Below are 26,466 nucleotides of genomic sequence, written 5' to 3'. Positions count from 1 at the left end.
CCCCTCAGCGCTCGACGAGAACGCCGTCGGCGTCGGCCCAGACGTGTCGGCCCGGCGTGAAGACCACGCCGCCGATGGTGACCGGAACGTCGACCTCGCCGAGGCCGTCCTTCGCGCTCTTGCGGGGGTTCGAGCCGAGCGCCTTGACGCCGAGGCCGAGCGACGCGATCGCGACACGATCGCGGATCGCCCCGTTCACGATGATGCCCGCCCAGCCGTTCTCGACCGCCGACGCGGCGATCAGGTCGCCCACGAGAGCCGACTCGAGCGATCCGCCGCCGTCGACGACGAGCACGGCGCCGCCGCCCGGCGTCGCGAGCACGCGCTTCACGAGCGCGTTGTCGCGATGACAGCGCACGGTGCGGATCGGTCCCGCGAAGGAGGTCCGGCCGCCGAGGTCGAGGAACTGGACGCCGAGCGAGTCGAGCTCGTCGCCGCGTTCGTCATAGAGGTCTGCGGTGGCGGTCGTCATGTCGACAGGGTAGCGGCCACCGCCGAGTCCAAGCCGTCAGGCGCCCGTCGCGATGGGTCGATCGGGATGCTGCGACCACTGGCTCCACGAGCCGGGGTAGAGCACCGGCCGGTATCCCGCGAGGCTGAGGGCGATGGCCTCGTGCGCGGCGCTGACGCCCGAGCCGCAGTAGACGCCGACCGTCGCGCCGGGTTCTGCGCCCAGCGCCGCGAACCGTTCGCGCAGCTCGTCCGAGCTCCGGAACCGCCCCGACTCATCGCTGTTCTGCGTCGTCGGGGCGGACACCGCGCCCGGGATGTGGCCGGCGCGCGGGTCCATCGGCTCGACCTCGCCGCGGAACCGTTCGCCGGCGCGGGCGTCGAGCAGCAGACCGGTGCGGGCCTGATCGAGGACGTCGTCGATCCCGAGCACCGGCAACTCGCCGGGCGAGACGACCGCGGTACCCGGGCGCACGTCTGCCGCGTCGCCCTCCTCGAGGTCGAACCCCGCGTCGATCCAGGCGGCGAGGGCGCCGTCGAGCACCCGGACGTCGGCGATGCCGGCATCCCGCAGCACCCACCAGGCGCGGCCGCTCGCCAGGTTGGCGACATCGTCGTAGACCACGACGGTGTCGCCCTCGTCGATGCCCCAGTCGCGCACGGCGGCCTGCAGCGTCCTGGGGGAGGGCAGCGGATGCCGGCCCTCCGTCGGCTCGCCGTGCTCAGCGAGCTGGGTGTCGAGGTCGGCGTAGCGCGCGCCGGGGATGTGGCCCGCGCGGAACGCCGGGCGTCCGTCGGGGCGGTCGAGCCACCACCTGACGTCGAGCACCCGCACGGGGCCGCCGTCGGGGTAGCGGCCCGCCCCGATGGCGGTCCGGAGTTCAGCGGCAGTGGTGAGGATGTGATCCATGCGAGCGATTCTCGCGCACCGCGGCTCCGGTCGTCGTCCGACCTCGTCGCTAGTGTTGTCGCGTGCCAGAATCCGTCATCTCCGCCCGTGGGCTGCGCAAGACCTATGCCGTGAAGGGCAAGCCCGACTTCGTCGCCGTCGACGACCTGTCGTTCGAGGTGGCGCCCGGAGAGTCCTTCGGGCTGCTCGGCCCGAACGGCGCGGGAAAGTCGACCACGATGAAGATGATCGGTGCGGTGTCCACCCGCAGCGGCGGCGACCTGCAGATCCTCGGGCTCGATCCCGATCGCTACGGCCCCGAGATCCGGTCCCGGCTCGGGGTGGTGCCCCAGCAGGACAACCTCGACGGCGAGCTGAACGCCCGCGAGAACCTCTACATCTACGGGCGGTACTTCGGTCTTCCGGGCAAGGTCTGCCACGAGAAGGCCGACGAGCTGCTCGCGTTCGCGCAGCTCGAAGACAAGGCGAAGAACAAGGTCGATCAGCTGTCGGGCGGCATGAAGCGGCGCCTCACGATCGCGCGCGGCCTCATCAACGACCCGCGCATCCTGCTGCTCGACGAACCGACGACGGGCCTCGACCCCCAGGCCCGTCACGTGCTGTGGGACCGGCTGTTCCGTCTGAAGGAGCGCGGCACGACGCTCGTCCTCACGACCCACTACATGGACGAGGCCGAGCAGCTGTGCGACCGGCTCATCGTCGTCGACAAGGGACGGATCATGGCCGAGGGCACGCCGGCCTCGCTCATCCGCGAGCACTCGAGCCGTGAAGTCCTCGAGGTGCGCTTCGGGTCCGACCGCAACGAGTCGGCGGCCGCTCAGCTGCGGGGGATCGGCGACCGCGTCGAGGTGCTGCCCGACCGCATCCTCGTCTACGCGCACGACGGTGAGGCGGCTCTCGAGCGTGTCTCGGCGGTGGGGCTCACGCCGTTGACGAGCCTCGTGCGCCGATCGAGCCTCGAAGACGTCTTCCTGCGCCTGACCGGACGGTCGCTGATCGAATGAGCACCGAGACCGCGCATCCCACGCTCGACGAGCTGCGTGCCGAGGCACTCGCCGGTGGGCGCAAGCCCCGGCGCTACGGCACCTGGTATGTCGCCGAGCACATGGTCCGCGCCATGCGCGCCTACGGCTGGACGATCGTCGTCGGCGCCGTCGGGCAGCCGATCATGTATCTGCTCGGGCTGGCCGTCGGGCTCGCGGCGCTCATCACCGCGCCGATCTCCTCCCACGGCCAGGAGGTCGGCTATCTCCCGTTCGTCGCGCCGGCGCTGCTCGTCACCGCCGCAATCGCCGTGGCCTCCGAGGAGATGACCTATCCGGTGATGGCGGGCTTCAAGTGGCGCCGCTACTTCTACGGATTCAACGCGTCGGCGCTGTCGAGCCCCCAGATCGCGAACGGCGTCATCATCGGGGCCACCGCGCGGATGATCGTCGCCGTCTCCGCCTACTACCTCTTCATCTGGCTGCTGCCGTTCGGCGCTGTCCCGAACCCCGCGACGGGCTGGCTGTCGATCCTCGCCGGTGTCGCGGCCGGTATCGCCTTCGGCATCCCGCTCATGGCGTATGCGGGCTCCATTCAAGACGACAAGGGGCAGTTCGCCCTCGTGCAGCGCTTCATCTTCATGCCGATGTTCCTCTTCTCGGGCACCTTCTACCCCGTGGAGACACTTCCGGTCGGCCTGCAGTGGATCGCGTGGATCTCGCCCCTGTGGCACGGCGCCGAGCTGGGGCGCGCGGCGACCTACGGAGCCGACATCGGCGTCGGGATGATCGCCGTGCACGTGCTCTACCTGCTCGCACTCGCCGCCGTCGGCTACCTCTGGGGCCGCCGTGTCTTCACCGAGAGGCTCGCGAAATGAGCGCCGTGATCGCGCCGGATACGCCGACGGGCCGCCGCGGGGGCGTACGCGCACTGTGGGCCGGCAACCCGGGCGCGGTCGTGCAGCGCGGTCTCATCGCGGCTCGTTCGTCAAGCTGGATCGTCGTGCTCTCGGGCTTCTTCGAGCCCGTGTTCTATCTCGCGTCGCTCGGCATCGGGCTCGGCGCCCTCATCGGCGAGGTCGAGACCTCGTCGGGAGCCGAGGTTCCCTACGCCGCCTACATCGCGCCCGCGCTGCTCGCGGTCTCGGCGATGAACGGCGCCGTGTACGACTCGACGTGGAACGTCTTCTTCAAGCTCAACTACGGAAAGCTCTACGAGGGAATGCTGTCGACCTCCCTCGGGCCGCTCGACGTCGCCCTCGGCGAGATCCTGTACGCGCTGCTTCGCGGTCTCGTCTACGCCACCGGCTTCATGATCATCATGCAGGTGCTGGGGCTGAACCTCGCATGGACCGCCGTGCTCGCCCTTCCGGCGGTGCTGCTCATCGCCTTCGGGTTCGCGAGCATCGGCATGGCCGTCACCAGCTACATGAAGACGTTCCAGCACATGGACTGGATCAACTTCGTGCTGCTGCCGATGTTCCTGTTCTCGGCGACCTTCTACCCGATCACGGTCTATCCCGAGTGGGTGCAGGTGATCGTGCAGGCGCTGCCGCTGTGGCACGGCGTCGAGCTGATCCGCGGGCTGACGACCGGCATCCTCTCCGCCGGAATGCTGTGGCACGTGCTCTACTTCGTCGTGATGATCGCGCTCGGTCTCGTGTTCACGACCAAACGCCTGCGCGCCCTCTTCCTCGATTGACCGAGCGGGAGCATGGTCGGCGTTACGACTCGATGACCTCGCGCGCTTTGCGGATGCGCCGCGGATTGACCGGATGCGTCGCGAGCACGACCTTCCCCCGCGAGTGCAGCTTCTGAAGGTCGTCGTACGCCTCGGCGACATCGGCGAGCGGGTAGAAGCCCGATACGAGCGGCGAGACGACCCGCTTCTCGGCGAGCTCGACCACCTTCCGCAGCTGTGTCGTGCCGTGGGCGACGGCATCGGGGCTGTCGGAGAGCAGGGCGACCTCGCGGTCGCGCCGGTCGGCGCTCGAACGGAACCGTCCCGCGGGCACGCCGAGAGCCTCCGCCATGTCGTGCCCGTCCTGACCGAAGTTGTCGATGTACGCCGTCACGCCCCCGGGCGCGAGTCCGCGGATGCGCTCGACGATCCCTTCGCCATACCGAACCGGCTTGACGCCGAGCTGGCGCAGGTAGTCGAAGTTCCGCTCGCCGCACGTGCCGATGACGCGGGCACCGCGGTGCATGGCGATCTGCGCCTCGATGCTGCCGACCCCACCGGCGGCCGCCGAGATGACGACGGTGTCGTCGGCGCCGATCTTGAGCTCGTCGAGGATGTCGAGCGCCGTGGTGCCTGCGAGATACAGCCCGCCGGCCGTCTCGAAGGTCACGCCGCGAGGCTTGCGCACCAGCCGGTCCACCGCGACCGTGACGTGGCTCGCGTGCGCCCCCGACCGCAGGTGACCTACGACATCGGCGCCGACGGGGAACCCGCTGGTGCCGGGGCCCGCTGCGATGACGGTGCCGGCGAAGCAGCTGCCCGAGCGGCGTGGGTACGGATCATCCCACTCCTTCTCGGTCCCGGATCGCACGAATCCGTCGATGTGGTTGAGGCCCATCGTGATGACCTCGACCGTCACCTCTCCTGCCTCGGGAGCGGGGAGCGGGCGTTTCACGAGACGCAGGACCTCGGGCCCGCCGGCTTGCTCGTATTCGACGACGGACGCCTCGGTGACCTTCTTCATGACGGCTCCTCACCTGAATGTGAATCAGACAGTAGACCGCGCATGCAGACGCAGGGAGACCTTGACAATGACGGATGCCGCGAGCCCGAGGGCCCGCGGCATCCGCTCGTTCGAGGCGGGGATCAGCGCGCGGCTGCCGCCTCGCCGATGTTCGCGTCGTACTCGGAGTCCTTGGTCTCCTTCGACAGCCACAGGGCGATGAAGGTGAGCACGGCGGAGGCCGTGAGGTACACGCCGACGAGCCAGGTCGAGCCGCCCGCGAGCGCCCACAGGGTCGTCGCGATGCTGGGCGCGACGGCGGCACCGAGGATCGACGCCACGTTGTACGAGATGGCCGAGCCGGTGTAGCGGACGTTGGTCGGGAACAGCTCGGGGAGCAGCGCGCCCATCGGGCCGAACGTCGCGCCCATGAGCATGAAGCCGAGCACGAGGAACGCCTGGACGAGCGCCCCGGTGAACTTCGGGTCGAGCTGCGGGGCCAGGAAGACCGCGAACAGCAGACCGAACACCGCGATGACGCCGGTGACCCACAGCAGCAGCTTGCGGCGGCCGATCGAGTCGGCGACGGGGCCCGACAGCAGCGTGAAGATGCCGAAGAAGATCACGCCGACGATCTGCATGATGACGAAGTCGGTGAACCCGAACCCGAGGCCCGGAACGTAGGCCGCCGCGTCGAAGGCCGCGCCCGATGCCTCGGCGGTCGCCTGCGCGGTCTCGAGGGTCGGCTTCGTGCCGTACGCGAGGGTGAAGCTCGTCATCAGGTAGAAGAGCACGTAGGTCGCGAGCATGATGAACGTGCCGAGGATCAGTGCGCGCCAGTGTCCGCGGATGACGGATCCGAGCGGGAACTTGCGGATGGCGCCGGTCTTCTCCGCCTTCGAGAACGTCTCGCTCTCGACGAGCTTGAGGCGCACCCACAGGCCGACGATGACCATGACGGCCGAGAACAGGAACGGCACGCGCCAGCCCCAGGCGAGGAACTCCTCGGAACGCTGGGCCGGGCCGTCGGGGTGCGGCAGCGCGAAGTAGATCACGAGGAAGACCGAGTTCGCGATGATGAAACCGATCGGGGCGCCCAGCTGGGGGAAGGTGCCGTACCAGGCGCGCTTGCCCTTCGGGGCGTTCTCGGTGGCGACGAGCGCCGCTCCCGACCACTCGCCGCCGAGGGCGAAGCCCTGCGCGAGACGCAGCACGAGGAGCAGCAGGGCCGCCCACCAGCCGATGTCGTTGAAGGTGGGGAGGCATCCGATGAGGATCGTCGCGATGCCCATCGTGAGGAGCGAGGCGACGAGGGTCGCCTTGCGGCCGAACTTGTCGCCGAAGTGGCCGAAGACGACGGCGCCGATGGGTCGCGCGATCATCGCGGCGCCGAAGACCGCGAACGAGGCGAGGAGAGACGCGGTGTCGTCGTCGCTCGGGAAGAAGAGGATCGGGAAGACGAGGACGGCCGCGGTCGCGTAGACGTAGAAGTCGTAGAACTCGATCGTGGTGCCGACGAGGCTGGCGGTGATGACGCGGGAACGGGGGTTCGCGGGCGCGGTGGGAGCCGCGGTGGCGGATGACATGTGCGGTGTGATGCCTGTCTGGGAGAACGGGTGAGCGCCCTCGTGGGAGCGTGCCGGTGGGCGGACGTCCGAGGCGGGGTGGTGCGGCGGACGTTCGACGCGGGGATCACCGGCGGCGTCGACGGTGTCGGCGACGCACGATCGTCCATTCTACGGCGGATGCCGCGACCCGGTGTTCCGAGTCGCGGCATCCGCGCGTGGTGGACCGCAGTCCGGGGTGTTATCGCCAGAGCACCGCGATCGCGACGTTGGCCACCGTGCCGATTCCGATCAGCCAGAAGATGGCCGCGGGAACCGTCTGGGTGCGCTTCTGGCGGGCCGAGCCGATGCCGAGCAGCGCGCCGATCACGAGCAGGATGACGAGCTTGACGGCGATCTTCGTGTAGTTGAACTCGTGGTCGGTTCCCCACGGTGCTGCCAGGGCGAGCCCGGCGACACCGGCGACGAGGAGACCGTAGCTCATGACCCGCGTGATGCGGCGGGCGCCGAGGGCTTCGACGAGCCAGGCGCCGAAGAGCGTGGCGAAACCGATGAGGTGGACGACGAGGACGATTCCGCGGAGGGTTTCCATACCCTCAGCCTAGCTGAAGGTATGGGGTGCCGACACAGCGTCAGCCGCGAAGCGAGCGCAGCGTCAGCGCCGTGCGCAGTGCAGCATCCGCCGCCTCCGCGCCCTTGTCCTCCTTCGAGCCGGGCAGACCCGCCCGGTCGATGCCCTGCTGCTCGTCGTCGAGGGTGAGCACGCCGAAACCGACCGGCTTGCCCGTGTCGATCGCGACGCGCGTCAGCCCGTCGGTGGCCGCCGACGACACGAAGTCGAAGTGGGGCGTTCCGCCGCGGATGATGACGCCGAGGGCGACGACGGCATCCGCTCCGGAATCGAGCGCGGCCTTCGCCACGACCGGGAGCTCGAACGATCCCGGCACGCGCACGAGCCGCCAGGCCGCACCCGACTCCTCGAGCACGCGCTCGGCGCCGGCGATGAGTCCGTCGGTGATGACGTCGTGCCACTGGCCGGCGACGACGACGACCTTCAGGTCGCCCGCGTCGATCTTCTGGCGTTCGGGAGCGCCGTGTCCGCTCATGCGATGTTCTCCGAGTTCTGTCGAGGGTCGGTGGTCTCGTCCGCGGGGGCCGCCACGGTGCCGCGGGCGAGCGCCGCGCTCAGCTCGGCGTCGTCGATGATGTGGCCCATGCGGTCGCGCTTCGTGGCGAGGTACTGGTGGTTGTTGGCGCCCACGCCGACGAGCAGCGGAACCTGCTCGGCGATGTCGAGGCCGAGCGCGCGCAGCTGCGACACCTTATCGGAGTTGTTCGTCAGCAGGCGGATGCTGCCCACGCCGAGATCGGCGAGGATGCCGGCAGCCGCGGCGTAGTCGCGGGCGTCGGCGGGAAGCCCGAGCGCGAGATTCGCGTCGAGGGTGTCGAGCCCGCGCTCCTGCAGCTGGTAGGCGCGGAGCTTGTTGATCAGCCCGATGCCGCGACCCTCATGACCGCGCATGTAGATGACGATCCCGCCGTCGCGGTCGATCGCGTCGAGGGCGGCATCGAGTTGCGGGCCGCACTCGCACTTGAGCGAGCCGAACGCCTCGCCCGTGAGGCACTCCGAGTGCACACGCACGAGTGGGGCGGCATCTGCGAGGTCGCCCGAGACGACGGCGATGTGGTCGGTGCCGGTGACGCGGTCCTTGTACGCGAGGAAGCGGAACGTGCCGTGCGATGTCGGCACCTGCGCCTCGGCACGCAGGCTCACGCGGCGCCGGTTCGAAGCGGCGCCCCCGGCGGGACGCGGGTCGGTCTCGTCGAGGTGCGCGATGAGCTGCTCGATCGTGATGACCGGGATGCCGTCGCGCTCGCCCAGCTCGAGCAGGCCCGGCATCCGCATCATCGAACCGTCGTCGGCGACGATCTCGGCGATCGCGCCGACCGGCTCGAGACCGGCGAGCTGCATGAGCTCGACGGCGGCCTCGGTGTGACCGCTCCGCTCGCGCACACCGCCCTCGACGGCGCGCAGGGGCAGGATGTGGCCCGGCCGGATGACGCTGCCCGGCGTCGACGCGGGGTCGGCCAGCACCGTCAGGGTGCGGGCGCGGTCCGCCGCGCTGATGCCGGTCGTCACGCCCTCGGCCGCGTCGACCGAGACGGTGTAGGCGGTGCCGCGGGCATCCTCGTTCGTCTCGACCATCGGCGGGAGATCCAGCCGGTCGGCCCACTCGGCGGGCATGGGCGCGCAGATGAAACCGCTCGAGTGACGGACCGTCCACGCGATCCACTCGGGTGTGGCGAGCGCGGCCGACAGGATGACGTCGCCTTCGTTCTCGCGGTTCTCATCGTCGGCGACGATGATCGGCTTTCCGGCCCGCAGCGCGTCGAGCGCCTCGGAGAGGGGAGAAAGGCTCATCGGGAGCCTCCTTCGTTCGAGAGGGTGGTGAATGCCAGCAGCCGCTGGACGTGTCGGGCGAGGATGTCGGTCTCGAGGTTGACCGCGTCGCCGGCGATCCGGTCGCCGAGGGTCGTCGCGGCGAGCGTCTCAGGGATGAGGGAGACCTCGAGCCAGGCCTCCGCGACGTGGGCGGCGCTCACGGCGCTGACGGTCAGGGAGACGCCGTCGACCGTGATCGACCCCTTGTCCACGACGAGCGGGGCGAGGTCGGCGGGCACGGAGATGCGCAGGACTCGCCACTGCTCGCCGGGGCGCACCTCCAGGACGTGGCCGAGTCCATCGACGTGTCCCTGCACGATGTGCCCGCCCAGCCGGGTGTGCGCCGCGAGCGCGCGTTCGAGGTTGACGGCCCGGCCCGGCTCGATCCCGGTGAGGCTCGACACGTCGAGGGTCTGGCGCATGACGTCTGCCGTGAACCAGTCGTCGCCCTGGTCGACCACCGTGAGGCAGACACCGCTGACGGCGATCGAGTCGCCGTGGCCGGCATCCGACACCGCCTTCGGCGCGCGCACGGTGATCCGCACGCCGTCGCCCGACGGCTCGACGGCGACGACCTCGCCGATCTCTTCGATGATTCCGGTGAACATCAGGCGTCTCCTTCGGACGGGGATGTCGGGGGCGCGGGGGAGGCGACGATCAGCAGGTCGTCGCCCAGGGTCTCGACCGAGCGCACGCGCAGACGTCGCTGGTCGGTGATCGTCTCGACGCCGAGCGAACGCAGCGCCGGGCGATCGTCGCCGGCCGTGCCGGAGCCGATGAGGGTCGGGGCGATGTAGGCGAGGATCTCGTCGGCGAGCCCTGCCCGAATGAAGGCGCTGGCAATGGTCGGGCCGCCCTCGACGAAGACGCGCTGCACCCCGAGCTCACGCAACTGCGTCATCAGCGAGGGCTCGTTCGCGCTCTCGCCGCCGAGGTTCTCGCCGTCGCGGTGCAGGAGGGGCAGCGGGTGTCGACGCACGAGCGCGTCGTCGGGCACGGCACGCTGACCGAGGACGACGGGCATCGGCTGCCGCTCGTAGAGAGTGCAGTCGGGACGCCGCGCCGTCAGGGCGGGATCGTCGGAGAGCAGGGTGCCGGTGCCCACGACGATGGCGTCGGCCTCGCTGCGCCGGCGGTGGACGTCTGCTCGTGCGGCGGGGCCGGTGATCCACTGGCTCGTGCCGTCGGGGGCCGCGGCGCGACCGTCGAGCGACTGCGCCCACTTCACGGTGACGTGCGGCCGGCCGAGGCGCTGCACGGTGAGCCAGTCGTGGATGAGCGCGTGACCCTCGTCGGCGAGCACCCCGCCGACGACGTCGACCCCGGCAGCACGCAGGCGCTGCGCGCCGCCGGCCGATGCGTCGCCCGGGTCGGACGCGGAGTAGACCACTCGCGCCACGCCGGCCTCGATGAGCGCGAGCGCGCACGGGCCGGTGCGGCCGGTGTGGTTGCAGGGCTCGAGGCTCACCACGGCGGTGGCGCCGCGGACCGCGCCGGCGGAGAGCTGAGTGAGTGCGTCGACCTCGGCGTGGGGAGTGCCCGCGCCGCGGTGCCAGCCCTCGGCGAGCACGGACCCGTCGGGTGCTAGGAGCACGGCGCCGACCTGCGGGTTCAGCCCGCGCGGACCGTTGCCGGCGAGCTCGAAAGCGCGACGCATCGCGGCGATCTCGCGGTCGGTGGTGCCCGGCATCCTTCGTCCTTCGGTCAGTCTCCGGGGACGCGGGCGGGCGCGCGCAGCGCGAACGCTGCCGTGCTTCCTCTCATCCGGACTAGCGACTCGCGTCGCATCACCGTCGGTCCCGGAATTCCACCGGATCAACCTCTCGGCCCGAGGGCCTCGAGGGTCGCGGACTCTCACCGCCGGTTCGGATTCTCACCGACCCCGGAGCACGTTCAATACTCCGATCGTACTCAACGCGGCGCTGCCTGCGGCATTCCCGACTTCCGCCGTCACTTGAGCAGGCGGGAGAGTCGGCGATCCGCGAGCAGCTTGCCGCCGGTCTGGCACGTCGGGCAGTACTCCAGGCTGTTGTCGGCGAAGAAGACGCTGCGCACCTCATCGCCGCAGACCGGGCACGCCTCGCCGCGGCGCCCATGCACCCGCATCCCGCGGCGTTTGGCGTCCTTCAGGTCGGCAGGAGGCTTGCCCGATGCTGCGGCGACGGCCTCGGCCAGCGTCGCGCTTAGTGCGGTGTAGAGCCGGTCGACCTCCGCGTCGTCCAGATTCGCGGCCAGCGCGTAGGGCGACATCTTCGCCGCGTGGAGGATCTCGTCGGAGTAGGCGTTGCCGATCCCCGCGACGATGGACTGATCGCGCAGCACACCCTTGATCTGGGTGCGGCGGCCCGCCAGCAGGCCCGCCAGGGTGTCGCGGTCGAACGAGGGATCCAGCGGGTCGGGACCGAGCCGGGCGATGCCCGGCACCTCGGCCGGATCGCGGACGACGTAGACCGCGAGCGACTTCTTCGTGCCGGCCTCGGTCAGATCGAACCCCGAGTCGTCGTCGAAGCCGACGCGGAGCGCGATCGGGGTCTTGCCGGGACGGATGATGGTCGACGGCAGCGCGTCGTACCAGCGCAGCCACCCCGCCTTGGCGAGGTGGAAGACCAGGTGCGTGCCGCCGTCGGTGGCCAGGTCGACGAACTTGCCGTGACGGGATGCAGCGGTCACCGTCGCGCCCTCGAGCGTCTCGATCGGCGGGTCGTACGTCTTCAGCGCGGAGATCGCGCTGACCCGGGCTTTCGTGATGCGGCGTCCGGCGAGGCGACCGCCGAGGTAGTCGACGAGTCCCTGCACTTCCGGCATCTCGGGCATGGCGTCATCCTGGCACGCACCACCCCCACGCGGCACGGGCTTGCGCCCGGACCGCGGCCTGGTTCAGGCGTGGTTCAGTCGGCGAGGATCGGCCAGGGCTGCGGCGCGCGGTCGTCGTCGGGCAGGATGCCGGCGATCCAGCCGTCGTGGCGGGCGTCGCGGTGCGGGAGCCCGCGCCGCAGCATCCCTTCGTACCGGAAGCCGAGGCTGCGCGCGGTGCGCGCCGATGCGACGTTGCCGACGATCGCCCGCCATTCGATGCGCGCGAGCGACAGCGGCTCGGCGAAGCCGAAGTCGATGACCGCGCGGGCTGCCTCGCTCAGGTAGCCGTGCCCGCGCGCCGATACGCTCATCCAGAACCCGATCTCCGCGGCACCTTCCGGGCTCACGCGGTGCAGGCCGATCATGCCGATCCACTGGCCGTCCCGGCGGATGCCCCACGTCAGCTCGGACTGCTCGTCCCACCAGGCCGCAGCCTTCGCGATGAACTCCTCGGCGTGCTCGCGCGTGTAGGGAGAGGGCACGGTGGTCCAGCGCGGGACCTCGGGATCCTGCGCCGCAGCGGTGATCGCGTCGACGTCGTCGAGAGTGGGCATCGACAGCTCGAGCCGCGCGGTTCGGAGGGTCACCGGTTCCATCCCCCGACCCTACCGAGGTCGGGTGGGCGGATCAGGCAGAGGGGTTCTGCGAGATGTAGACCGCCATCGCGGCGAGGTTCGTCAGGGGAGCCATTGCACCGTTGCCGGGTGCGTCGAAGACCATCGCTTCGACGCCGGCCTCGGCGTAGGACGCGACCCACGCCGCGGCCGACGGGAGCGGCACGGCGAGGAGGCGCGATGCCTCCTCTTCGGGCAGGCCGAAACCGAGGGCGGCTTCATGGGCGCGGTCGGCGGTGGAGAACGCGAAGATCACGGCGCCCTCGTCCGAGCGCAGCGCGAACGGGGTGGGCTCGTCGTCGGAGCCGCGGGCGATGAAGAGCCAGCGGTCGAGCGCGAAGGCGGCGCGCCAGAGTCGCTCCTGCACGGCGGCGTCGGCGGGGGAGGCCTTCGACGCGGCCGCCGCCTCGTCGAGCGCCTCGATCAGCTCGGGCGCGGGCTCGACCGGCATCTCCGGTGCGGCGGTCGCCGGCGCGGCGTTCTGGTTGCCGTCGGTCGCAGCGGACAGTCCGGCGTCGGGCGCGGTCGATTCGTTGTCAGACACGACGCAGCAGTCCCAACTTGTCGTAGACGTCAGCGAGCGTGCGGTCGGCGACCTCGTCGGCGCGCGCGGCGTTCGACGCGAGCACCCGGTCGAGCTCGGCCGGGTCGTCGAGCAGCTCGAGGGCACGCTCGCGGACCGGTCCGAACTCGGAGACGACGACCTCGGCCAGTCCCTTCTTGAAGTCGCCGTAGCCGCGACCGGCGTACTCGTCCTCGATCGAGGGGATCTGGCGGCCCGTCAGCGCGGCGTAGATGACGAGCAGGTTCGAGACGCCGGGCTTGTTCTCGCGGTCGTAGCGAACCGAGCCCTCGGAGTCGGTGACAGCCCGCATGACCTTCTTCGCCGACACCTTCGGGTCGTCGAGCAGCCACAGCACGCCGGCATCCGACTCGGCGGACTTCGACATCTTCGAGGTCGGGTTCTGCAGGTCGTAGATGCGCGCGGTGTCCTGCTGGATGACCGGCATCGGCACGCGGAACGTCTCGCCGTAGCGCGAGTTGAACCGCTCGGCCAGGGTGCGCGTCAGCTCGACGTGCTGCTTCTGGTCGTCGCCGACGGGCACGATGTCGGTCTGGTAGAGCAGGATGTCGGCGGCCATGAGCACCGGGTAGGTGAAGAGCCCCACGTTGGTGGCGTCGGCGCCGTAGCGCTGCGACTTGTCTTTGAACTGCGTCATCCGGCCGGCTTCGCCGAACCCGGTGATGGTCGAGAGCACCCAGGCGAGCTCGGCGTGCGCGCGGACGTGCGACTGCACGTACAGCGTCGAGCGCGATGGTTCGATGCCCGCCGCGATGTACTGCGCCGCGGTGCGCCGGGTCTTCGCCCGCAGCTCGGCGGGGTCATTCGGCTGAGTGAGGGCGTGCAGGTCGACGACGGAGAAGAACGCGTCGTAGGTCTCCTGCAGGTCGCGCCACTGCATGAGAGCCCCGATGTAGTTGCCGATCTGGAGCGAATCGGCGGACGGCTGCATTCCGGAGTACAGGCGGGGCTTGGTCACCAGAAGAGTCTACGGGCGTCGCCCCGCGGGCCGTCGCCCCGTCGCCTCGATCAGCCCGGGAAGACGTAGTCGGCGACGACGGGGGCGTGGTCGCTCCACCGGGTGTCCCACGACGGCGCGCGCACGACACGGTAGTCGGTGACGCGCTCCGCGAGCTGCGGCGTGGCGAGGTGGTAGTCGATTCGCCACCCGGTGTCGGTGTCGAACGCCTTTCCGCGGTTGGACCACCACGTGTAGGGACCGTCGACCTCGCCGGCGAACCGACGTCCCACGTCGACCCACCCGAGGCCGGTGCCCCGCTCGCCGTCGACGGTGTCGATCTCGACGCCGGCGGGCGCGGTGAACCGGTCGAAATAGGCCCGCTCGCGCGGGAGGAAGCCGGCCTTCTTGCGATTGCCGCGCCAGTTGCGGATGTCGAACTCACGGTGGCCGACGTTCAGGTCGCCGGTGATGACAGCGAGTTCGCCGAGCTGCGGCATCCGCTTCTCCATCGCATCGAGGAAGGCGTACTTCGCGACCTGCTTCTCGGTGTCGGCCTCGCCGGTGAAGACGTACGCGCTGACGACCGTGAGGTGCTCGCCCGCGACCTCGATGTCGGCCTCGACCCAGCGTCCCTTCGAGTCGAGATCGTCGTCGCCCAGCTCGATGCGCCAGACGTCGAGGGGCTCACGGGCGGCGATAGCGACACCTGCGCGCCCCTTGGCGAGCGCCTCGTCGGAGACGAAGTGCCAGTTCGGCAGAGCAGCGGCGAGATCGGAGGCCTGGGCACGGACCTCTTGGAGGGTCAGGATGTCGACGTCGGCGGTCTCGAGCCACTCGTGCATCCCCTTGCGGGCGGCGGCGCGGATGCCGTTGACGTTGACGGAGGCGATGCGAAGACGACGTGACACGTCTGCCAGCGTAACCGCGACCTCCGACAGGGCTCACCGCGCGGCGCGCTGCTCCGCGTCGAGACGTCGCAGCAGCTCGCGCGCCCGCTTCACATCCCGGCGGGCGGGAACTCGCCGCCACCATCCGGCTTCGGCGAGGGCGTGCTCGGCGTCGCGCAGCTGTGCCTCGGTGACCACACGCAGGGCGCGCCGCTCGTCCTCGCGCCTCTCTTCCTCGGTCCTCACCTCGAGCGGGATGCCGTCATCCGCCGCCGACACGGCCACCCACGACGCCGCGACGAGGATGACGATGCCCGCGAGGCGCAGCCAGAGGAGGAATCCGATGAGCACCGAGAACGTCGCGAGGAGCGGGTTGGTGGGGGAGTAGACGGCGAGGAAGCCGGCGCCGAGCTGCAGCACGCTCAGCGCGACGCCGCCGAAGATCGATCCGGGGATGATCTTGCGCCAGGGCAGCGCGGTCCCGGTCAGGAACCGGATGAGCGCGGTGAGGGCGGCCGCGTTGATCACGATCGCGACCAGCACAGACGCGAGTCGGCTGAGCACGTCGATCGTGGTCGACTCGTACGGGATCTCGAAGAGGTCGAACAGCTGCCGAACGACGCCGCCCGCCACCAGACCCAGTGCGGCGCCGAGCACGAGCGCGAGGCCGAACAGCAGGGCGGCGCCGAAGTCGCGCAGCTTCAGGAGCAGGTAGTTGCGCGTGTCGAAGGGCAGGCCGAAGATATCCCGCACCGCGCGGCGCGTGAACGTCACGAACCCGATGGCCGTCCAGATCGCGACCGCCAGGGCGACGGCACCCGTCACCGCCAGGACGCCGCCGCTGTTGCGGGCGATGTCGGCGACGTCGGCGGGGGAGACCGGACCGCTGCCGGAGATCAGCCCCGGGATGTAGCTGTTGACGACGTCGATGAGGGCGTCGATCGCCATGCGCGATCCCCCGAGCCACAGCCCGACGACGGCGAACGCCGTGTAGATGGTGGCGAAGAGGGCGAAGAGCGACTGGTAACTGATGCTCGCGGCGAGGAGGAATCCGTTGTGCCGCAGGAAGTGGCGCCATACCCGGATCGGGAACCAGCCGAGCGTGCGACGCGTGATCGTCGTCGCACGCTCGATGGGCTGGTCGAGCCGCTCGCGCAGCCGAGACGCATCCCACCGTTCGCGCAGCGCATCTGTCGCGGAAGGGTCGGGATCCACGTCGTCGAATCTATCGGCAGCGGCGGCGCGAGCTGATCGGGCGCGAGCCCGGCCGGCTCAACGCCCGCGGAGAACCGCCTGCTTGACCTCGGCGATCGCCTTGGTGACCTCGATGCCGCGCGGGCAGGCCTCGGTGCAGTTGAAGGTCGTGCGGCAGCGCCACACGCCTTCCTTGTCGTTGAGGATGTCGAGGCGCACGTCGCCCGCGTCGTCGCGCGAGTCGAAGATGAAGCGGTGCGCGTTGACGATCGCGGCGGGGCCGAAGTACTGGCCGTCGGTCCAGAACACGGGGCACGACGAGGTGCACGCGGCGCAGAGGATGCACTTGGTGGTGTCGTCGAAGATCTCGCGGTCGGCGATCGACTGGATGCGCTCCTTGCCGGCCTCGGGCTTCGAGTTGGCGATGAGGAAGGGCTGCACGTCGCGGTAGGAGGCGAAGAACGGCTCCATGTCGACGACGAGGTCCTTCTCCAGCGGCAGGCCCTTGATCGCCTCGACGTAGATCGGCTGCGAGATGTCGAGGTCCTTGATCAGCGTCTTGCAGGCCAGGCGGTTGCGCCCGTTGATGCGCATCGCGTCGGACCCGCAGATGCCGTGCGCGCACGAGCGGCGGAAGGTCAGCGACCCGTCGACATCCCACTTGATCTTATGGAGGGCGTCGAGGACGCGGTCGGTCGAGTAGAGCTCGACGTCGTAGTCGACCCACCTCGGCTCGCTGTCGACCTCGGGGTCGAAGCGCCGGATGATGAAGGTGACCAGGAACGACTGGATGCCGGTGTCGTTCGCCGCCTCGGCAGGGGCCGCGGCATCGGTTTCGACGATCGTCATCAGTACTTCCTCTCCAGCGGCGGGTACCGCAGTTCGCCGTTCTCGTTCTTGGTGAACACGACGGGCTTCCAGTCGAGCCGGATGTGGTCCTCGGCGTGCGACGAGTGGGGGTCGCCCGACAGATAGGCCATCGTGTGCTTCATGTAGTTCTCGTCGTCACGCGTCGGGAAGTCATCGCGCATGTGTCCACCGCGACTCTCCTTGCGGTTGCGAGCGGCGACCACGACGACCTCGGCGATGTCGAGCAGGAAGCCCAGCTCGACCGCCTCGAGCAGATCGGTGTTGAACCGCTTGCCCTTGTCGTCGACGTGGATGTTCTTGAACCGCTCGCGCAGGTCGGCGATGACGTCCATGACGTGCAGGAGCGACTCCTCGGTGCGGAACACCTGGGCGCCCTTGTCCATCTCGTCCTGGAGCGTCTTGCGCAGGACCGCGATGCGCTCGGTGCCGGGGTTGTTGCGCACGCCTTCGATGAGTTCGCGCACGTCCTTGGCGGGGTCCGCGGGCAGCGGCACGAAGTCGGCGGTCTTGACGTACTCGACGGCGTTGCGGCCGGCGCGCTTGCCGAAGACGTTGATGTCGAGCAGCGAGTTGGTGCCGAGGCGGTTCGAGCCGTGCACCGAGACGCACGCGCACTCGCCGGCGGCGTAGAGGCCCGGCACGACGGTGGTGTTGTCGGCGAGCACCTCGGCCTCGACGTTCGTGGGGATGCCGCCCATCGCGTAGTGCGCCGTGGGCATGACGGGCACCGGCTCGACGACGGGGTCGACGCCGAGGTAGGTGCGGGCGAACTCCGTGATGTCGGGGAGCTTGGTCTCGAGGACTTCGGCGCCCAGGTGCGTGCAGTCGAGCAGCACGTAGTCGCGGTGGGGACCGGCGCCGCGGCCTTCGGCGACTTCCTGCTGCATGCATCGCGAGACGATGTCGCGGGGAGCGAGGTCCTTGATGGTGGGCGCGTAGCGCTCCATGAACCGCTCGCCCGACGCGTTGCGGAGGATCGCGCCCTCGCCGCGTGCGCCTTCCGTGAGCAGGATGCCGAGACCGGCGAGGCCGGTCGGGTGGAACTGGAAGAACTCCATGTCCTCGAGCGGCAGGCCCTTGCGCCAGACGATGCCGACGCCGTCGCCCGTGAGGGTGTGGGCGTTCGAGGTCGTCTTGTAGATCTTGCCGAAGCCGCCGGTGGCGAAGATGACGGCCTTCGAGTGGAAGACGTGCAGGTCACCGGTCGCCAGGTCGTAGGCGACGACGCCCGCCGTCTGGGTCGAGCCGTCGGGCGCGGTCACCGTGATGAGGTCGAGCACGTAGTACTCGTTGAAGAAGTTGATGCCGAGCTTGACGCAGTTCTGAAACAGCGTCTGCAGGATCATGTGGCCCGTGCGGTCGGCGGCGTAGCAGGCGCGGCGCACCGGCGACTTGCCGTGGTCGGCGGTGTGGCCGCCGAAGCGGCGCTGGTCGATCTTGCCCTCGGGGGTGCGGTTGAAGGGCAGGCCCATGTTCTCGAGGTCGATGACCGCGTCGATGGCCTCCTTGGCGAGGATCTCCGCCGCGTCCTGGTCGACGAGGTAGTCGCCGCCCTTGACGGTGTCGAAAGTGTGCCACTCCCACGAGTCCTCTTCGACGTTGGCGAGCGCCGCCGCCATGCCGCCCTGCGCCGCACCGGTGTGCGAGCGGGTCGGGTACAGCTTCGAGATCACCGCGGTGCGGGCACCCGGACCGGCTTCGATCGCCGCCCGCATGCCGGCGCCGCCGGCGCCGACGATGACGATGTCGAACTGGTGGTAGTGGATGCCGTCCTTGACGACGACCTCTTCGGTCTGGGTGCTCACGGGGCGAGCCTTTCGTTGCTGTGATTCACGTCGTCGGAGCGCAGGGTCAGCCCTGGCAGGTCTCCCAGAGCATGCTGTCCGCCGTCACTCCGAGGCAGGGGTCGAAGGTGAACACGACCAGGGTGCCGAGCAGGATCAGCAGACCTGCCGAGAGCCAGGTGGCCCACACGAGGACCTTTCGCGCCGTCGCGCCCGTGACGTAGTCGTTCACGATCGTGCGCATGCCGTTCGCGCCGTGGATCAGGGCGAGCCAGAGCATCAGCACGTCCCACCACTGCCAGAACGGGCTGGCGAACTTTCCGGCCACGAAAGCGAAGTCGATGCCCTTGATGCCCTCGCCGAGCATGAGGTTGACGAAGAGGTGGCCGAAGATCAGGACGACCAGCAGCACGCCGGAGGCGCGCATGTAGACCCAACCCCACTTCTCGAGGTTGGCGCCCTTCTTGCGGACCTGCGGGCTGCGGGGAGCGGCAAGGGTGTCGGCGGTCATCAGTGACCCCCTCCAATCTCGGAGAGAACGATGGGCACGTGACGAGCCGCGAAACCGATGATGGTGACGGCCCAGACCGCGAGGACACCCCACCACAGCTGGCGCTGGTGGCGCGTCGCCCACGGCCACAGGTCGACGGCGATGATGCGCAGACCGTTGAAGGCGTGGTAGACGATCGCGGCGACGAGGGCGACCTCGCCGAGACCCATGATCGGGTTCTTGTAGGTGCCGATGACGGCGTCGTAGGCCTCGGGCGACACGCGGATCAGCGCGGTGTCGAGCACGTGGACCAAGAGGAAGAAGAAGATGGCCACGCCGGTGATGCGGTGAAGCACCCACGACCACATGCCCTCGTTGCCGCGGTACAGCGTGCCGCGCGGGGTCTTTGAAGTGGTCTGGGCTACCGACGGTGTGACGCGTGCTGGTGCAGACACGGTCGTCCTCCCTGGATCGAACACGGTTCGTGGGGGCGATCGATGCCCCGGTGGGGTGGTTGACCCCCGGCGTCACATGGGCGCACAACGATTCTAGGCCGGGAAAATGACGCGGGGCGACGAAGGGCACCCTAAAGAAACGGGGTTCTTGCGCCGGGGCGGGCGTCTGCGCCCCGGTACGCTCGGAGCATGGTCGACGAGATCCCGGACTTCTACGCCGTCATCCCCGCGGGAGGCGTGGGCAGCAGGCTGTGGCCGCTGTCGCGTGCCGACGCGCCGAAGTTCCTGCACGACCTCACGGGGTCGGGGCACTCGCTGCTGCGCGACACGTGGGACCGGCTCGCGCCGCTCTCCGGTCCCGACCGGATCGCGGTCGTCACCGGTCGCGCGCACCGTGCGGCCGTCGAGGCTCAGCTCCCCGGCATCCCCGACAAGAACGTCTTCCTCGAATCGGAGCCGCGCGACTCGGCGGCCGCGATCGGTCTGGCAGCCGCGATCCTGCACCGCCGGCATCCCGACGTCATCATCGGCTCGTTCGCCGCCGACCACGTCATCCGCGGCAGCCGGGTCTTCGAGTTCGCGGTCCGCGACGCGGTCGAGGTCGCACGCGAGGGCTACATCTGCACGATCGGGATCACCCCCTCCGAGCCCGCGGTCGGCTTCGGCTACATCAAGCGCGGAGGCGAGCTCATCGTCGAGGGCGCTCGCGACGCCTCTCTCGTCGAGCGTTTCGTCGAGAAGCCCGACCTCGAGACGGCGCGAGCCTATGTCTCCGACCGGTCGTACCTCTGGAACGCGGGCATGTTCATCTCGCGGGCCGATGTCCTCCTGGCCGAGATCGAGGCGAACAGCCCCGAACTGCACGCGGGCCTGCTCGAGCTCGCCGAGGCCTGGGACGATCGCGACCGGCGCGGTCCCGCCGTCGACCGCATCTGGCCACAGCTGAAGAAGATCGCGATCGACTACGTCGTCGCCGAGCCCGCCGCCGAGAAGGGCAAGCTCGCCGTCGTGCCGGGGCACTTCGACTGGGACGACGTCGGCGACTTCGCGAGCCTCGCGAAGCTCAACTCCAACGGGCGCAAGAACGACCTGGCCATCCTCGGCGAGAACGCCCGCATCCTCTCGGACGCGGCCAGCGGCATCGTGGTCAGCCACACCTCGCGGGTCATCAGCCTGATCGGAGTGAAGGACATCGTCGTCGTCGACACTCCTGACGCGCTTCTGGTGACCACCAGCGAGAACGCGCAGCGCGTCAAGCACGTGGTCGACGCCCTCAAGCTGACGGGACGCGGCGACGTTCTGTGACGCGCACATTGCGTCTTTGTAACCATTCGCGGGGCAGGGTGCGTCCGGGGTGCAACCCGGACGAAACAGTAGGTAACTTCTTTCCAGCCGCCGCGAAGTCCGCGGCGCCTTCAATGTGGAGGCTGCATTGACACTCTCGACCCCCCAGAAGCTCGTCGGCATCACAGCTGCCGCGGGCCTTCTCGTTGCCCTCGCCGGTTGCGGAGCCGCACCCGATGAGGCTGGCGGATCCGCCGCACCCGAGGCGGGCTCGGACTTCACCCCCTGCCTGGTCTCCGACGAGGGCGGCTGGAACGACCGTTCGTTCAACCAGTCGGCGAAGGAGGGCATGGACCGCGCGGCGAAGGAGCTCGGCGTCGAATCGATCGAGGTCGAGTCCACCACCGAGAACGACTACGCGCCGAACCTCGAGACGCTCGTCTCGGAGGGCTGCGACCTGATCGTCGCCGTCGGCTACAAGCTCGCCCCGGCCACCGTCGCGTCGGCCACCGCGAACCCCGACATCAACTACGCCATCATCGACGACTACGCCGACACCGATTTCGACGGCAAGACCGACGCCCCCAACATCAAGCCGCTGGTGTTCAACACCGCGGAGGCCGCCTACCTCGGCGGCTACGCGGCGGCCTCGTGGTCGGCTGAGGCCGGCGTGAACAAGGTCGGCACCTTCGGTGGCGACAAGTTCAACTCGGTCACCGTCTTCATGGACGGCTTCCAGCTCGGTGTCGAGAAGTACAACGAGGACAAGGGCGCGAACGTCGGCGTCGTCGGCTGGGACATCACCGCCCAGGACGGCAACTTCACCGGCGGCTTCACCGCCAACGACACCGCGAAGCAGGTCGCTCAGGGCATCCTCGACCAGGGTGTCGACGTGATCCTGCCCGTCGGCGGCCCGATCTACCAGAGCGCCGCGCAGGCCATCCGCGAGGGCAACCGCGACGTCGTCATGCTCGGCGTCGACAGCGACCTCGCCGTCTCGGACGACACGGTCGCCGACCTGACGCTCGTGTCGATCCAGAAGGCGATCGACGTCTCCGTCTACGACGCCACCGTCGCGGCGCAGGGCGGCGACTTCACGACCGACCCGTACGTCGGCACGCTGAAGAACGAGGGTGTCAAGCTGTCGAGCTTCCACGACTTCGAGTCGCGTCTGCCGGCCGGTCTCGCCGACGAGCTGACCGCCCTGCAGGAGGCGATCGTCGCCGGTGACATCACCGTGGACTCGCCGAACTCTCCGTGAGCTCATGAGTCGTCGGGGCCGGGGGACGGAAGTTCCCCGGCCCCGACCGCTGTCCACCCACCATCCGTCGCATAGATTGGCCGACATGAAGCTCGAACTCCGGGGCATCACCAAGCGCTTCGGCACCCTGGTCGCCAACGACCACATCGACCTCGTCGTCAGGCCGGGCGAGATCCACGCTCTCCTCGGGGAGAACGGCGCCGGCAAGTCGACGCTCATGAACGTCCTCTACGGCCTCTATCAGGCCGATGAGGGCCACATCCTCCTCGACGACGTCGTCCAGGACTTCCGCGGACCCGGCGACGCCATGAGCGCGGGCATCGGCATGGTGCACCAGCACTTCATGCTCGTCCCGGTCTTCACCGTCGCCGAGAACGTCATGCTCGGTCACGAGAACACCAAGGGCCTCGGCGTCCTCGACCTCGCCGCGGCCCGCGCACACGTGCGTGCCGTGGCCGACCGCTTCGGCTTCCAGATCGACCCCGACGCCGTCGTCGGCGATCTGCCCGTCGGCGTGCAGCAGCGCGTCGAGATCATCAAGGCGCTCTCGCGCGAGGCCAAGGTGCTCGTCTTCGACGAGCCCACCGCGGTGCTCACGCCGCAGGAGACCGACGAGCTCATGGCGATCATGCGCCAGCTGCGCGACGAGGGCACCTCGATCGTCTTCATCACCCACAAGCTGCGCGAGGTCCGCGAGGTCGCGGACCGCATCACCGTCATCCGGCTGGGCAAGGTCGTCGGCGAGGCATCGCCGACGGCGAGCAACGCCGAACTGGCGGCGCTCATGGTCGGCCGCCCCGTCGAGATGGTCGTCGCCAAGGGGGCCCCGAACGTGGGGGAGGGCGGCCTCGTGCTCGACGGCATCCGCGTCGTCACGCCCTCGGGGATCGTCGTCGTCGACGACGTCGACCTTCAGGTGCAGTCGGGCGAGGTCGTCGCGATCGCGGGCGTCCAGGGCAACGGCCAGACCGAGATCGTCGAAGCGATCCTCGGGCTGCTGCCGATCGACCACGGCTCGATCCGCCTCGACGGCGACGAGCTGGGCGGGCGCAGCGTGCGCGCGATCCTCGACCGCGGTGTCGGCTTCGTGCCCGAAGATCGCAAGGAGGACGGTCTCGTCGGAGCGTTCTCCGTGCAGGAGAACCTCATCCTCGACCGCTCGGACGACCGCGCCTTCACTCGTGCGGGCACGATCGACCGCCGCGCCCTCGAGGCGTTCGCGCGTGAGCGCATCGCCGAGTACGACATCCGCACGCAGGGCCCCGACACGGCGGTCGGCACCCTGTCGGGCGGCAACCAGCAGAAGGTCGTCATTGCACGCGAGATGGCCCGCCCGCTGCGTCTGCTCGTCGCGGCGCAGCCCACGCGCGGCGTCGACGTGGGCAGCATCGAGTTCATCCACAAGCGCATCATCGAGGCCCGGGACTCCGGCGTCGCCGTCCTCGTCGTCTCGACCGAGCTCGACGAGGTGGTCGCCCTGGCCGACCGCATCGCGGTGATGTACCGCGGTCGCATCGTCGGCGTCGTCCCGGCGACGACGCCGCGCGACGTGCTCGGCCTGATGATGGCCGGCGAGGTCCCCGAGGAGTCAGCAGCATGACCACCCCCACCCCCGGTCCCGGCCCCGACCTCCCCGTCGAGCCCGCGGACTCGCAACTGCCCCCCGTCGGCGGACCCCTGACCGGCAAGCCCGAGGTGGCCCCGCCACCGACGACGAACCGCATCATCAGCGAGGTGATGCGCAGCAGCGGCGTCATCACCGTGCTCGCCATCGTGCTCGCGCTCATCGTCGGCGGCATCATGATGGCCGTCACGGACGAGCGCGTGGCCGCGGCATCCGGCTACTTCTTTGCCCGCCCGGGCGACACGCTGGTCGCGATCTGGCAGTCGGTGTCGGGCGGATACGACGCCCTGTTCCGCGGCGCCGTGTTCAACACGCGCGTCGACGGCTTCGCGACGCAGATCCGTCCGCTCACGAACACCCTCGGCTTCGCAGCGCCGCTCATCGCGGCGGGTCTCGGTGTCGCGCTGGCCTTCCGAGCCGGTCTGTTCAACATCGGCGGCCGCGGCCAGATCCTCATCGGCGCTGCGTTCGCGGCCCTCGTGACGTTCAACCTCGACCTGCCGATGTTCATCCACCTGCCGCTGACCCTGATCGCCGGCATCGTGGGCGGGGCCTTGTGGGGCGGGCTCGTGGGACTGCTGAAGGCGCGCACCGGCGCGCACGAGGTGATCCTCACGATCATGCTCAACTACATCGCCTACTACCTCGTCAGCTGGATGGTGCGCACCCCCTCGCTGCTGCAGCAGACCGGCACGACGCAGTCGATCTCGCTGCGTACCCCGGACTCCGCGCAGTTCCCCGAGCTGCTCGGCCCGCAGTATCCGCTGCTGGACTGGGGCTTCATCGTCGTCATCATCGCGACGATCGTCGTGTGGTGGGTCATCGAGCGCTCCAGCCTCGGGCTGCGCCTGCGCGCCGTCGGCGAGAACCCGCACGCGGCACGCGCCGCGGGCATCTCCGTCGAGCGCATGTACATCTACGCGATGCTCTTCGCAGGCGGTCTCGCGGGCCTCGCGGCCATGAACCAGGTGCAGGGCCAGGTCACCACCGGCTTCACCGCATCGATCGATGCGGGCATCGGCTTCGACGCGATCACCGTCGCCCTGCTCGGCCGGTCGCGTCCGTGGGGCGTCTTCGCCGCCGGCATCCTGCTCGGCGCGCTCAAGGCGGGCAGCTTCACGATGCAGGGCTCCGAGGGCATCCCCGTCGAGATCGTGCTCGTGGTGCAGGCGCTCATCGTCCTGTTCATCGCGGCCCCGCCGCTCGTGCGGACGATCTTCTTCCTTCCCAAGACCGAAGCTGAGAAGCGCGCGTCGGGCCGCACGAAGAACTCGTCGCGCCGCGCCGCTGTGAAGGCGGGTGCCTGATGGCAACGACCGATCTGACCTCCGCCGCCGTGGCCCCCGCCGCGGTGAAGGTCCGCCACCTCAAGCCGGCCATCGCCCTGGGCGTCGCCACCCTGCTGCTGGCACTGCTGTTCGCCCTGGTCCCGCGAGGCGGCACGAGCACGTTCCGTCTCGCCGACGGCGGCTCGACGATCCCGATCCCGGACGTCGCCCTCCCGACGGGGCCGACCAGCTGGACGCTGCTCGCCCTGATGGCCGTCATCACGGCCGTCGCGGCGTGGGACGCCCTCGCCTATCGCCGCCCTCGCACCTGGCTGATCGCGGTGGCCGGTTTCGTGGGGGTATTCGCCTTCCTCGTCTGGGCCGCGGCCGAGGGGCTCGTGCCCGTCATCGGTCTGCTGTTCGGTGCGGTGTCGTTGTCGGTCCCGCTCATCTTCGGCGCCCTCGGCGGCGTCATCGGTGAACGGGTCGGCGTCGTGAACGTCGCCATCGAGGGCCAGTTCCTGTTCGGCGCCTTCGGCGCGGTGCTCGTCGGCAGCATCACCGGCAACCCATTCATCGGACTGGTCGCCGCCATGGTCGGCGGCGTCCTGGTCAGCCTCGTCCTCGCGGTCTTCTCGATCCGTTACCTCGTCGACCAGGTCATCGTCGGCGTCGTGCTGAACGTGCTGGTGACCGGCCTCACCGGCTTCCTCTTCGGAGCGCTCCTCGCACCGAACGAGGCGACGCTCAACCGGGCGACGACCTTCCAGCGCCTGCCGATCCCGCTGCTCAGCGACATCCCCGTCATCGGACCCGTGCTGTTCAACCAGACGTTCATCGTCTACCTGATGTACGTCACGGTCGGTGTCGTCGCGTGGGGCCTGTACCGCACCCGCTGGGGACTCCGGCTGCGCGCCGTCGGCGAGCACCCGCAGGCGGCGGACACCGTCGGCATCAAGGTGAACCCGACCCGGTTCTGGAACGTCAGCCTCGCCGGCGCGATCGCCGGCGCCGGCGGTGCGTACTTCACGCTGGTGTCGGTGCCGACCTTCACCAAGGAGATGACCGCGGGCCTGGGCTTCATCGCCCTCGCCGCCGTGATCTTCGGACGCTGGGACCCGATCCGCGCCACCCTCGCGGCGCTGCTGTTCGGGTTCGCGACGAACCTGCAGAACCTCCTGACGGTGCTGCGGACGCCGATCCCCAGCGAGTTCATGCTCATGCTGCCCTACCTCGTGACGATCCTCGCGGTCGCCGGGTTCGCGGGGCACATCCGTGGGCCGGCCGCCGCCGGCAAGCCGTACATCAAGGGGTGACACCG

At 69.6% G+C, this 26,466-nt stretch carries 27 protein-coding genes; 8 read left to right on the top strand and 19 right to left on the bottom strand.

Annotation, left to right across the window (positions count from 1 at the left end; all coding sequences use genetic code 11):
- Positions 1 to 4: 4 nt before the first annotated feature.
- The gene (gene rraA / locus DO944_RS12385; RefSeq protein ID WP_112617433.1) at positions 5 to 472 is read right to left on the bottom strand and encodes a ribonuclease E activity regulator RraA; all 468 of its coding nucleotides are present in this window, start codon (positions 470 to 472) and stop codon (positions 5 to 7) included.
- A 36-nt stretch (positions 473 to 508) separates the two neighbouring features.
- Positions 509 to 1,360, bottom strand: a complete 852-nt coding sequence (locus tag DO944_RS12380) for a sulfurtransferase (RefSeq protein ID WP_112617432.1) — start codon at positions 1,358 to 1,360, stop codon at positions 509 to 511.
- A 62-nt stretch (positions 1,361 to 1,422) separates the two neighbouring features.
- On the opposite strand from DO944_RS12380, the gene DO944_RS12375 reads away from it, so the two are divergent.
- Genes DO944_RS12375 through DO944_RS12365 form a run of 3 tightly spaced genes read left to right on the top strand, consistent with a single transcriptional unit; the run spans position 1,423 to position 4,045 of the window.
- Positions 1,423 to 2,364 carry an ABC transporter ATP-binding protein gene (locus tag DO944_RS12375; RefSeq protein ID WP_112617431.1) on the top strand — a complete coding sequence of 314 codons (942 nt, stop codon included), beginning with the start codon at positions 1,423 to 1,425 and terminating at the stop codon, positions 2,362 to 2,364.
- Positions 2,361 to 3,221: an ABC transporter permease gene (locus DO944_RS12370; RefSeq protein WP_112617430.1), complete on the top strand. Its 861-nt coding sequence runs from the start codon at positions 2,361 to 2,363 to the stop codon at positions 3,219 to 3,221. Before DO944_RS12375 ends, DO944_RS12370 begins: the two co-directional genes overlap by 4 nt.
- The gene (locus DO944_RS12365) at positions 3,218 to 4,045 is read left to right on the top strand and encodes an ABC transporter permease (RefSeq protein WP_112617429.1); all 828 of its coding nucleotides are present in this window, start codon (positions 3,218 to 3,220) and stop codon (positions 4,043 to 4,045) included. The genes DO944_RS12370 and DO944_RS12365 overlap by 4 nt, the downstream gene beginning before the upstream one ends.
- Before the next feature lie 22 nt (positions 4,046 to 4,067).
- Here DO944_RS12365 and DO944_RS12360 read toward each other — a convergent pair whose 3' ends face one another.
- The 17 genes from DO944_RS12360 to sdhC all read right to left on the bottom strand — a co-directional run bounded on the left by DO944_RS12360 (position 4,068) and on the right by sdhC (position 19,708).
- Positions 4,068 to 5,048 (bottom strand): NADP-dependent oxidoreductase, encoded by a 981-nt coding sequence (locus DO944_RS12360; protein ID WP_112617428.1) that lies wholly within the window; start codon positions 5,046 to 5,048, stop codon positions 4,068 to 4,070.
- A 122-nt stretch (positions 5,049 to 5,170) separates the two neighbouring features.
- Positions 5,171 to 6,613 (bottom strand): MFS transporter, encoded by a 1,443-nt coding sequence (locus DO944_RS12355; protein WP_112617427.1) that lies wholly within the window; start codon positions 6,611 to 6,613, stop codon positions 5,171 to 5,173.
- A gap of 220 nt (positions 6,614 to 6,833) precedes the next feature.
- A complete protein-coding gene (locus tag DO944_RS12350; RefSeq protein ID WP_112617426.1) occupies positions 6,834 to 7,184 on the bottom strand; it encodes a Fe-S protein in 351 nt (116 codons plus the stop codon).
- A 40-nt stretch (positions 7,185 to 7,224) separates the two neighbouring features.
- On the bottom strand, positions 7,225 to 7,698 hold the full coding sequence (gene ribH / locus DO944_RS12345) for a 6,7-dimethyl-8-ribityllumazine synthase (protein WP_112617425.1): 474 nt from the start codon (positions 7,696 to 7,698) through the stop codon (positions 7,225 to 7,227).
- The gene (gene ribA, locus DO944_RS12340) at positions 7,695 to 9,014 is read right to left on the bottom strand and encodes a GTP cyclohydrolase II (RefSeq protein WP_112617424.1); all 1,320 of its coding nucleotides are present in this window, start codon (positions 9,012 to 9,014) and stop codon (positions 7,695 to 7,697) included. Before ribA ends, ribH begins: the two co-directional genes overlap by 4 nt.
- The gene (locus tag DO944_RS12335; RefSeq protein ID WP_112617423.1) at positions 9,011 to 9,643 is read right to left on the bottom strand and encodes a riboflavin synthase; all 633 of its coding nucleotides are present in this window, start codon (positions 9,641 to 9,643) and stop codon (positions 9,011 to 9,013) included. The genes ribA and DO944_RS12335 overlap by 4 nt, the downstream gene beginning before the upstream one ends.
- Positions 9,643 to 10,725: a bifunctional diaminohydroxyphosphoribosylaminopyrimidine deaminase/5-amino-6-(5-phosphoribosylamino)uracil reductase RibD gene (gene ribD / locus DO944_RS12330; protein WP_112617422.1), complete on the bottom strand. Its 1,083-nt coding sequence runs from the start codon at positions 10,723 to 10,725 to the stop codon at positions 9,643 to 9,645. Before ribD ends, DO944_RS12335 begins: the two co-directional genes overlap by 1 nt.
- 260 nt (positions 10,726 to 10,985) lie before the next feature.
- The gene (locus tag DO944_RS12325) at positions 10,986 to 11,849 is read right to left on the bottom strand and encodes an Fpg/Nei family DNA glycosylase (RefSeq protein WP_112617421.1); all 864 of its coding nucleotides are present in this window, start codon (positions 11,847 to 11,849) and stop codon (positions 10,986 to 10,988) included.
- 74 nt (positions 11,850 to 11,923) lie between these two features.
- Complete coding sequence (locus tag DO944_RS12320; protein WP_112617420.1) at positions 11,924 to 12,487, bottom strand: GNAT family N-acetyltransferase; 564 nt, start codon at positions 12,485 to 12,487, stop codon at positions 11,924 to 11,926.
- 31 nt (positions 12,488 to 12,518) lie between these two features.
- A complete protein-coding gene (locus DO944_RS12315) occupies positions 12,519 to 13,049 on the bottom strand; it encodes a hypothetical protein (protein WP_258524710.1) in 531 nt (176 codons plus the stop codon).
- The gene (trpS, locus tag DO944_RS12310; RefSeq protein ID WP_112617419.1) at positions 13,042 to 14,046 is read right to left on the bottom strand and encodes a tryptophan--tRNA ligase; all 1,005 of its coding nucleotides are present in this window, start codon (positions 14,044 to 14,046) and stop codon (positions 13,042 to 13,044) included. The genes DO944_RS12315 and trpS overlap by 8 nt, the downstream gene beginning before the upstream one ends.
- A gap of 50 nt (positions 14,047 to 14,096) precedes the next feature.
- The gene (locus tag DO944_RS12305) at positions 14,097 to 14,936 is read right to left on the bottom strand and encodes an exodeoxyribonuclease III (protein WP_112617418.1); all 840 of its coding nucleotides are present in this window, start codon (positions 14,934 to 14,936) and stop codon (positions 14,097 to 14,099) included.
- Between the two features lie 33 nt (positions 14,937 to 14,969).
- A complete protein-coding gene (locus DO944_RS12300) occupies positions 14,970 to 16,130 on the bottom strand; it encodes a YihY/virulence factor BrkB family protein (RefSeq protein ID WP_112617417.1) in 1,161 nt (386 codons plus the stop codon).
- 57 nt (positions 16,131 to 16,187) lie between these two features.
- A complete protein-coding gene (locus DO944_RS12295) occupies positions 16,188 to 16,958 on the bottom strand; it encodes a succinate dehydrogenase iron-sulfur subunit (RefSeq protein ID WP_094260201.1) in 771 nt (256 codons plus the stop codon).
- Positions 16,958 to 18,784, bottom strand: coding sequence for a succinate dehydrogenase flavoprotein subunit (gene sdhA / locus DO944_RS12290; protein WP_112617416.1), 1,827 nt, complete (start codon positions 18,782 to 18,784; stop codon positions 16,958 to 16,960). Before sdhA ends, DO944_RS12295 begins: the two co-directional genes overlap by 1 nt.
- Positions 18,785 to 18,830: 46 nt before the next feature.
- Positions 18,831 to 19,274, bottom strand: a complete 444-nt coding sequence (locus DO944_RS12285) for a succinate dehydrogenase hydrophobic membrane anchor subunit (RefSeq protein WP_112617415.1) — start codon at positions 19,272 to 19,274, stop codon at positions 18,831 to 18,833.
- On the bottom strand, positions 19,274 to 19,708 hold the full coding sequence (sdhC, locus tag DO944_RS12280; protein WP_023955538.1) for a succinate dehydrogenase, cytochrome b556 subunit: 435 nt from the start codon (positions 19,706 to 19,708) through the stop codon (positions 19,274 to 19,276). Before sdhC ends, DO944_RS12285 begins: the two co-directional genes overlap by 1 nt.
- Before the next feature lie 189 nt (positions 19,709 to 19,897).
- Here sdhC and DO944_RS12275 point away from each other — a divergent pair, with 189 nt between their 5' ends.
- From DO944_RS12275 to DO944_RS12255, 5 genes are all read left to right on the top strand, one after another.
- Positions 19,898 to 21,013, top strand: coding sequence for a mannose-1-phosphate guanylyltransferase (locus DO944_RS12275; protein WP_112617414.1), 1,116 nt, complete (start codon positions 19,898 to 19,900; stop codon positions 21,011 to 21,013).
- Positions 21,014 to 21,140: 127 nt separating this feature from the next.
- Positions 21,141 to 22,253, top strand: a complete 1,113-nt coding sequence (locus tag DO944_RS12270; protein WP_112617413.1) for a BMP family protein — start codon at positions 21,141 to 21,143, stop codon at positions 22,251 to 22,253.
- Between the two features lie 85 nt (positions 22,254 to 22,338).
- Positions 22,339 to 23,853, top strand: coding sequence for an ABC transporter ATP-binding protein (locus tag DO944_RS12265; protein ID WP_112617412.1), 1,515 nt, complete (start codon positions 22,339 to 22,341; stop codon positions 23,851 to 23,853).
- The gene (locus DO944_RS12260) at positions 23,850 to 25,184 is read left to right on the top strand and encodes an ABC transporter permease (RefSeq protein ID WP_112617411.1); all 1,335 of its coding nucleotides are present in this window, start codon (positions 23,850 to 23,852) and stop codon (positions 25,182 to 25,184) included. Before DO944_RS12265 ends, DO944_RS12260 begins: the two co-directional genes overlap by 4 nt.
- A complete protein-coding gene (locus DO944_RS12255) occupies positions 25,184 to 26,461 on the top strand; it encodes an ABC transporter permease (RefSeq protein ID WP_112617410.1) in 1,278 nt (425 codons plus the stop codon). The genes DO944_RS12260 and DO944_RS12255 overlap by 1 nt, the downstream gene beginning before the upstream one ends.
- The last annotated feature ends 5 nt before the right edge of the window (positions 26,462 to 26,466 follow it).

This window comes from Microbacterium sp. SMR1 (assembly GCF_003289625.1).
GTDB lineage: Bacteria > Actinomycetota > Actinomycetes > Actinomycetales > Microbacteriaceae > Microbacterium > Microbacterium plantarum.
The sequence above is the reverse complement of the archived record's forward strand: the minus strand, read 5'-3'. Positions and strand labels throughout refer to the sequence as shown.

Excerpts from the sequence above, each read along its gene's own strand:
- rraA (WP_112617433.1), bottom strand. The coding sequence starts at position 472 with ATGACGACCGCCACCGCAGACCTCTATGACGAACGCGGCGACGAGCTC.
- DO944_RS12380 (WP_112617432.1), bottom strand. The coding sequence starts at position 1,360 with ATGGATCACATCCTCACCACTGCCGCTGAACTCCGGACCGCCATCGGG.
- DO944_RS12370 (WP_112617430.1), top strand. The coding sequence starts at position 2,361 with ATGAGCACCGAGACCGCGCATCCCACGCTCGACGAGCTGCGTGCCGAG.
- DO944_RS12365 (WP_112617429.1), top strand. The coding sequence starts at position 3,218 with ATGAGCGCCGTGATCGCGCCGGATACGCCGACGGGCCGCCGCGGGGGC.
- DO944_RS12360 (WP_112617428.1), bottom strand. The coding sequence starts at position 5,048 with ATGAAGAAGGTCACCGAGGCGTCCGTCGTCGAATACGAGCAAGCCGGC.
- DO944_RS12355 (WP_112617427.1), bottom strand. The coding sequence starts at position 6,613 with ATGTCATCCGCCACCGCGGCTCCCACCGCGCCCGCGAACCCCCGTTCC.
- DO944_RS12350 (WP_112617426.1), bottom strand. The coding sequence starts at position 7,184 with ATGGAAACCCTCCGCGGAATCGTCCTCGTCGTCCACCTCATCGGTTTC.
- ribH (WP_112617425.1), bottom strand. The coding sequence starts at position 7,698 with ATGAGCGGACACGGCGCTCCCGAACGCCAGAAGATCGACGCGGGCGAC.
- ribA (WP_112617424.1), bottom strand. The coding sequence starts at position 9,014 with ATGAGCCTTTCTCCCCTCTCCGAGGCGCTCGACGCGCTGCGGGCCGGA.
- DO944_RS12335 (WP_112617423.1), bottom strand. The coding sequence starts at position 9,643 with ATGTTCACCGGAATCATCGAAGAGATCGGCGAGGTCGTCGCCGTCGAG.
- ribD (WP_112617422.1), bottom strand. The coding sequence starts at position 10,725 with ATGCCGGGCACCACCGACCGCGAGATCGCCGCGATGCGTCGCGCTTTC.
- DO944_RS12325 (WP_112617421.1), bottom strand. The coding sequence starts at position 11,849 with ATGCCCGAGATGCCGGAAGTGCAGGGACTCGTCGACTACCTCGGCGGT.
- DO944_RS12320 (WP_112617420.1), bottom strand. The coding sequence starts at position 12,487 with ATGGAACCGGTGACCCTCCGAACCGCGCGGCTCGAGCTGTCGATGCCC.
- DO944_RS12295 (WP_094260201.1), bottom strand. The coding sequence starts at position 16,958 with ATGACGATCGTCGAAACCGATGCCGCGGCCCCTGCCGAGGCGGCGAAC.
- DO944_RS12285 (WP_112617415.1), bottom strand. The coding sequence starts at position 19,274 with ATGACCGCCGACACCCTTGCCGCTCCCCGCAGCCCGCAGGTCCGCAAG.
- DO944_RS12275 (WP_112617414.1), top strand. The coding sequence starts at position 19,898 with ATGGTCGACGAGATCCCGGACTTCTACGCCGTCATCCCCGCGGGAGGC.
- DO944_RS12265 (WP_112617412.1), top strand. The coding sequence starts at position 22,339 with ATGAAGCTCGAACTCCGGGGCATCACCAAGCGCTTCGGCACCCTGGTC.
- DO944_RS12260 (WP_112617411.1), top strand. The coding sequence starts at position 23,850 with ATGACCACCCCCACCCCCGGTCCCGGCCCCGACCTCCCCGTCGAGCCC.
- DO944_RS12255 (WP_112617410.1), top strand. The coding sequence starts at position 25,184 with ATGGCAACGACCGATCTGACCTCCGCCGCCGTGGCCCCCGCCGCGGTG.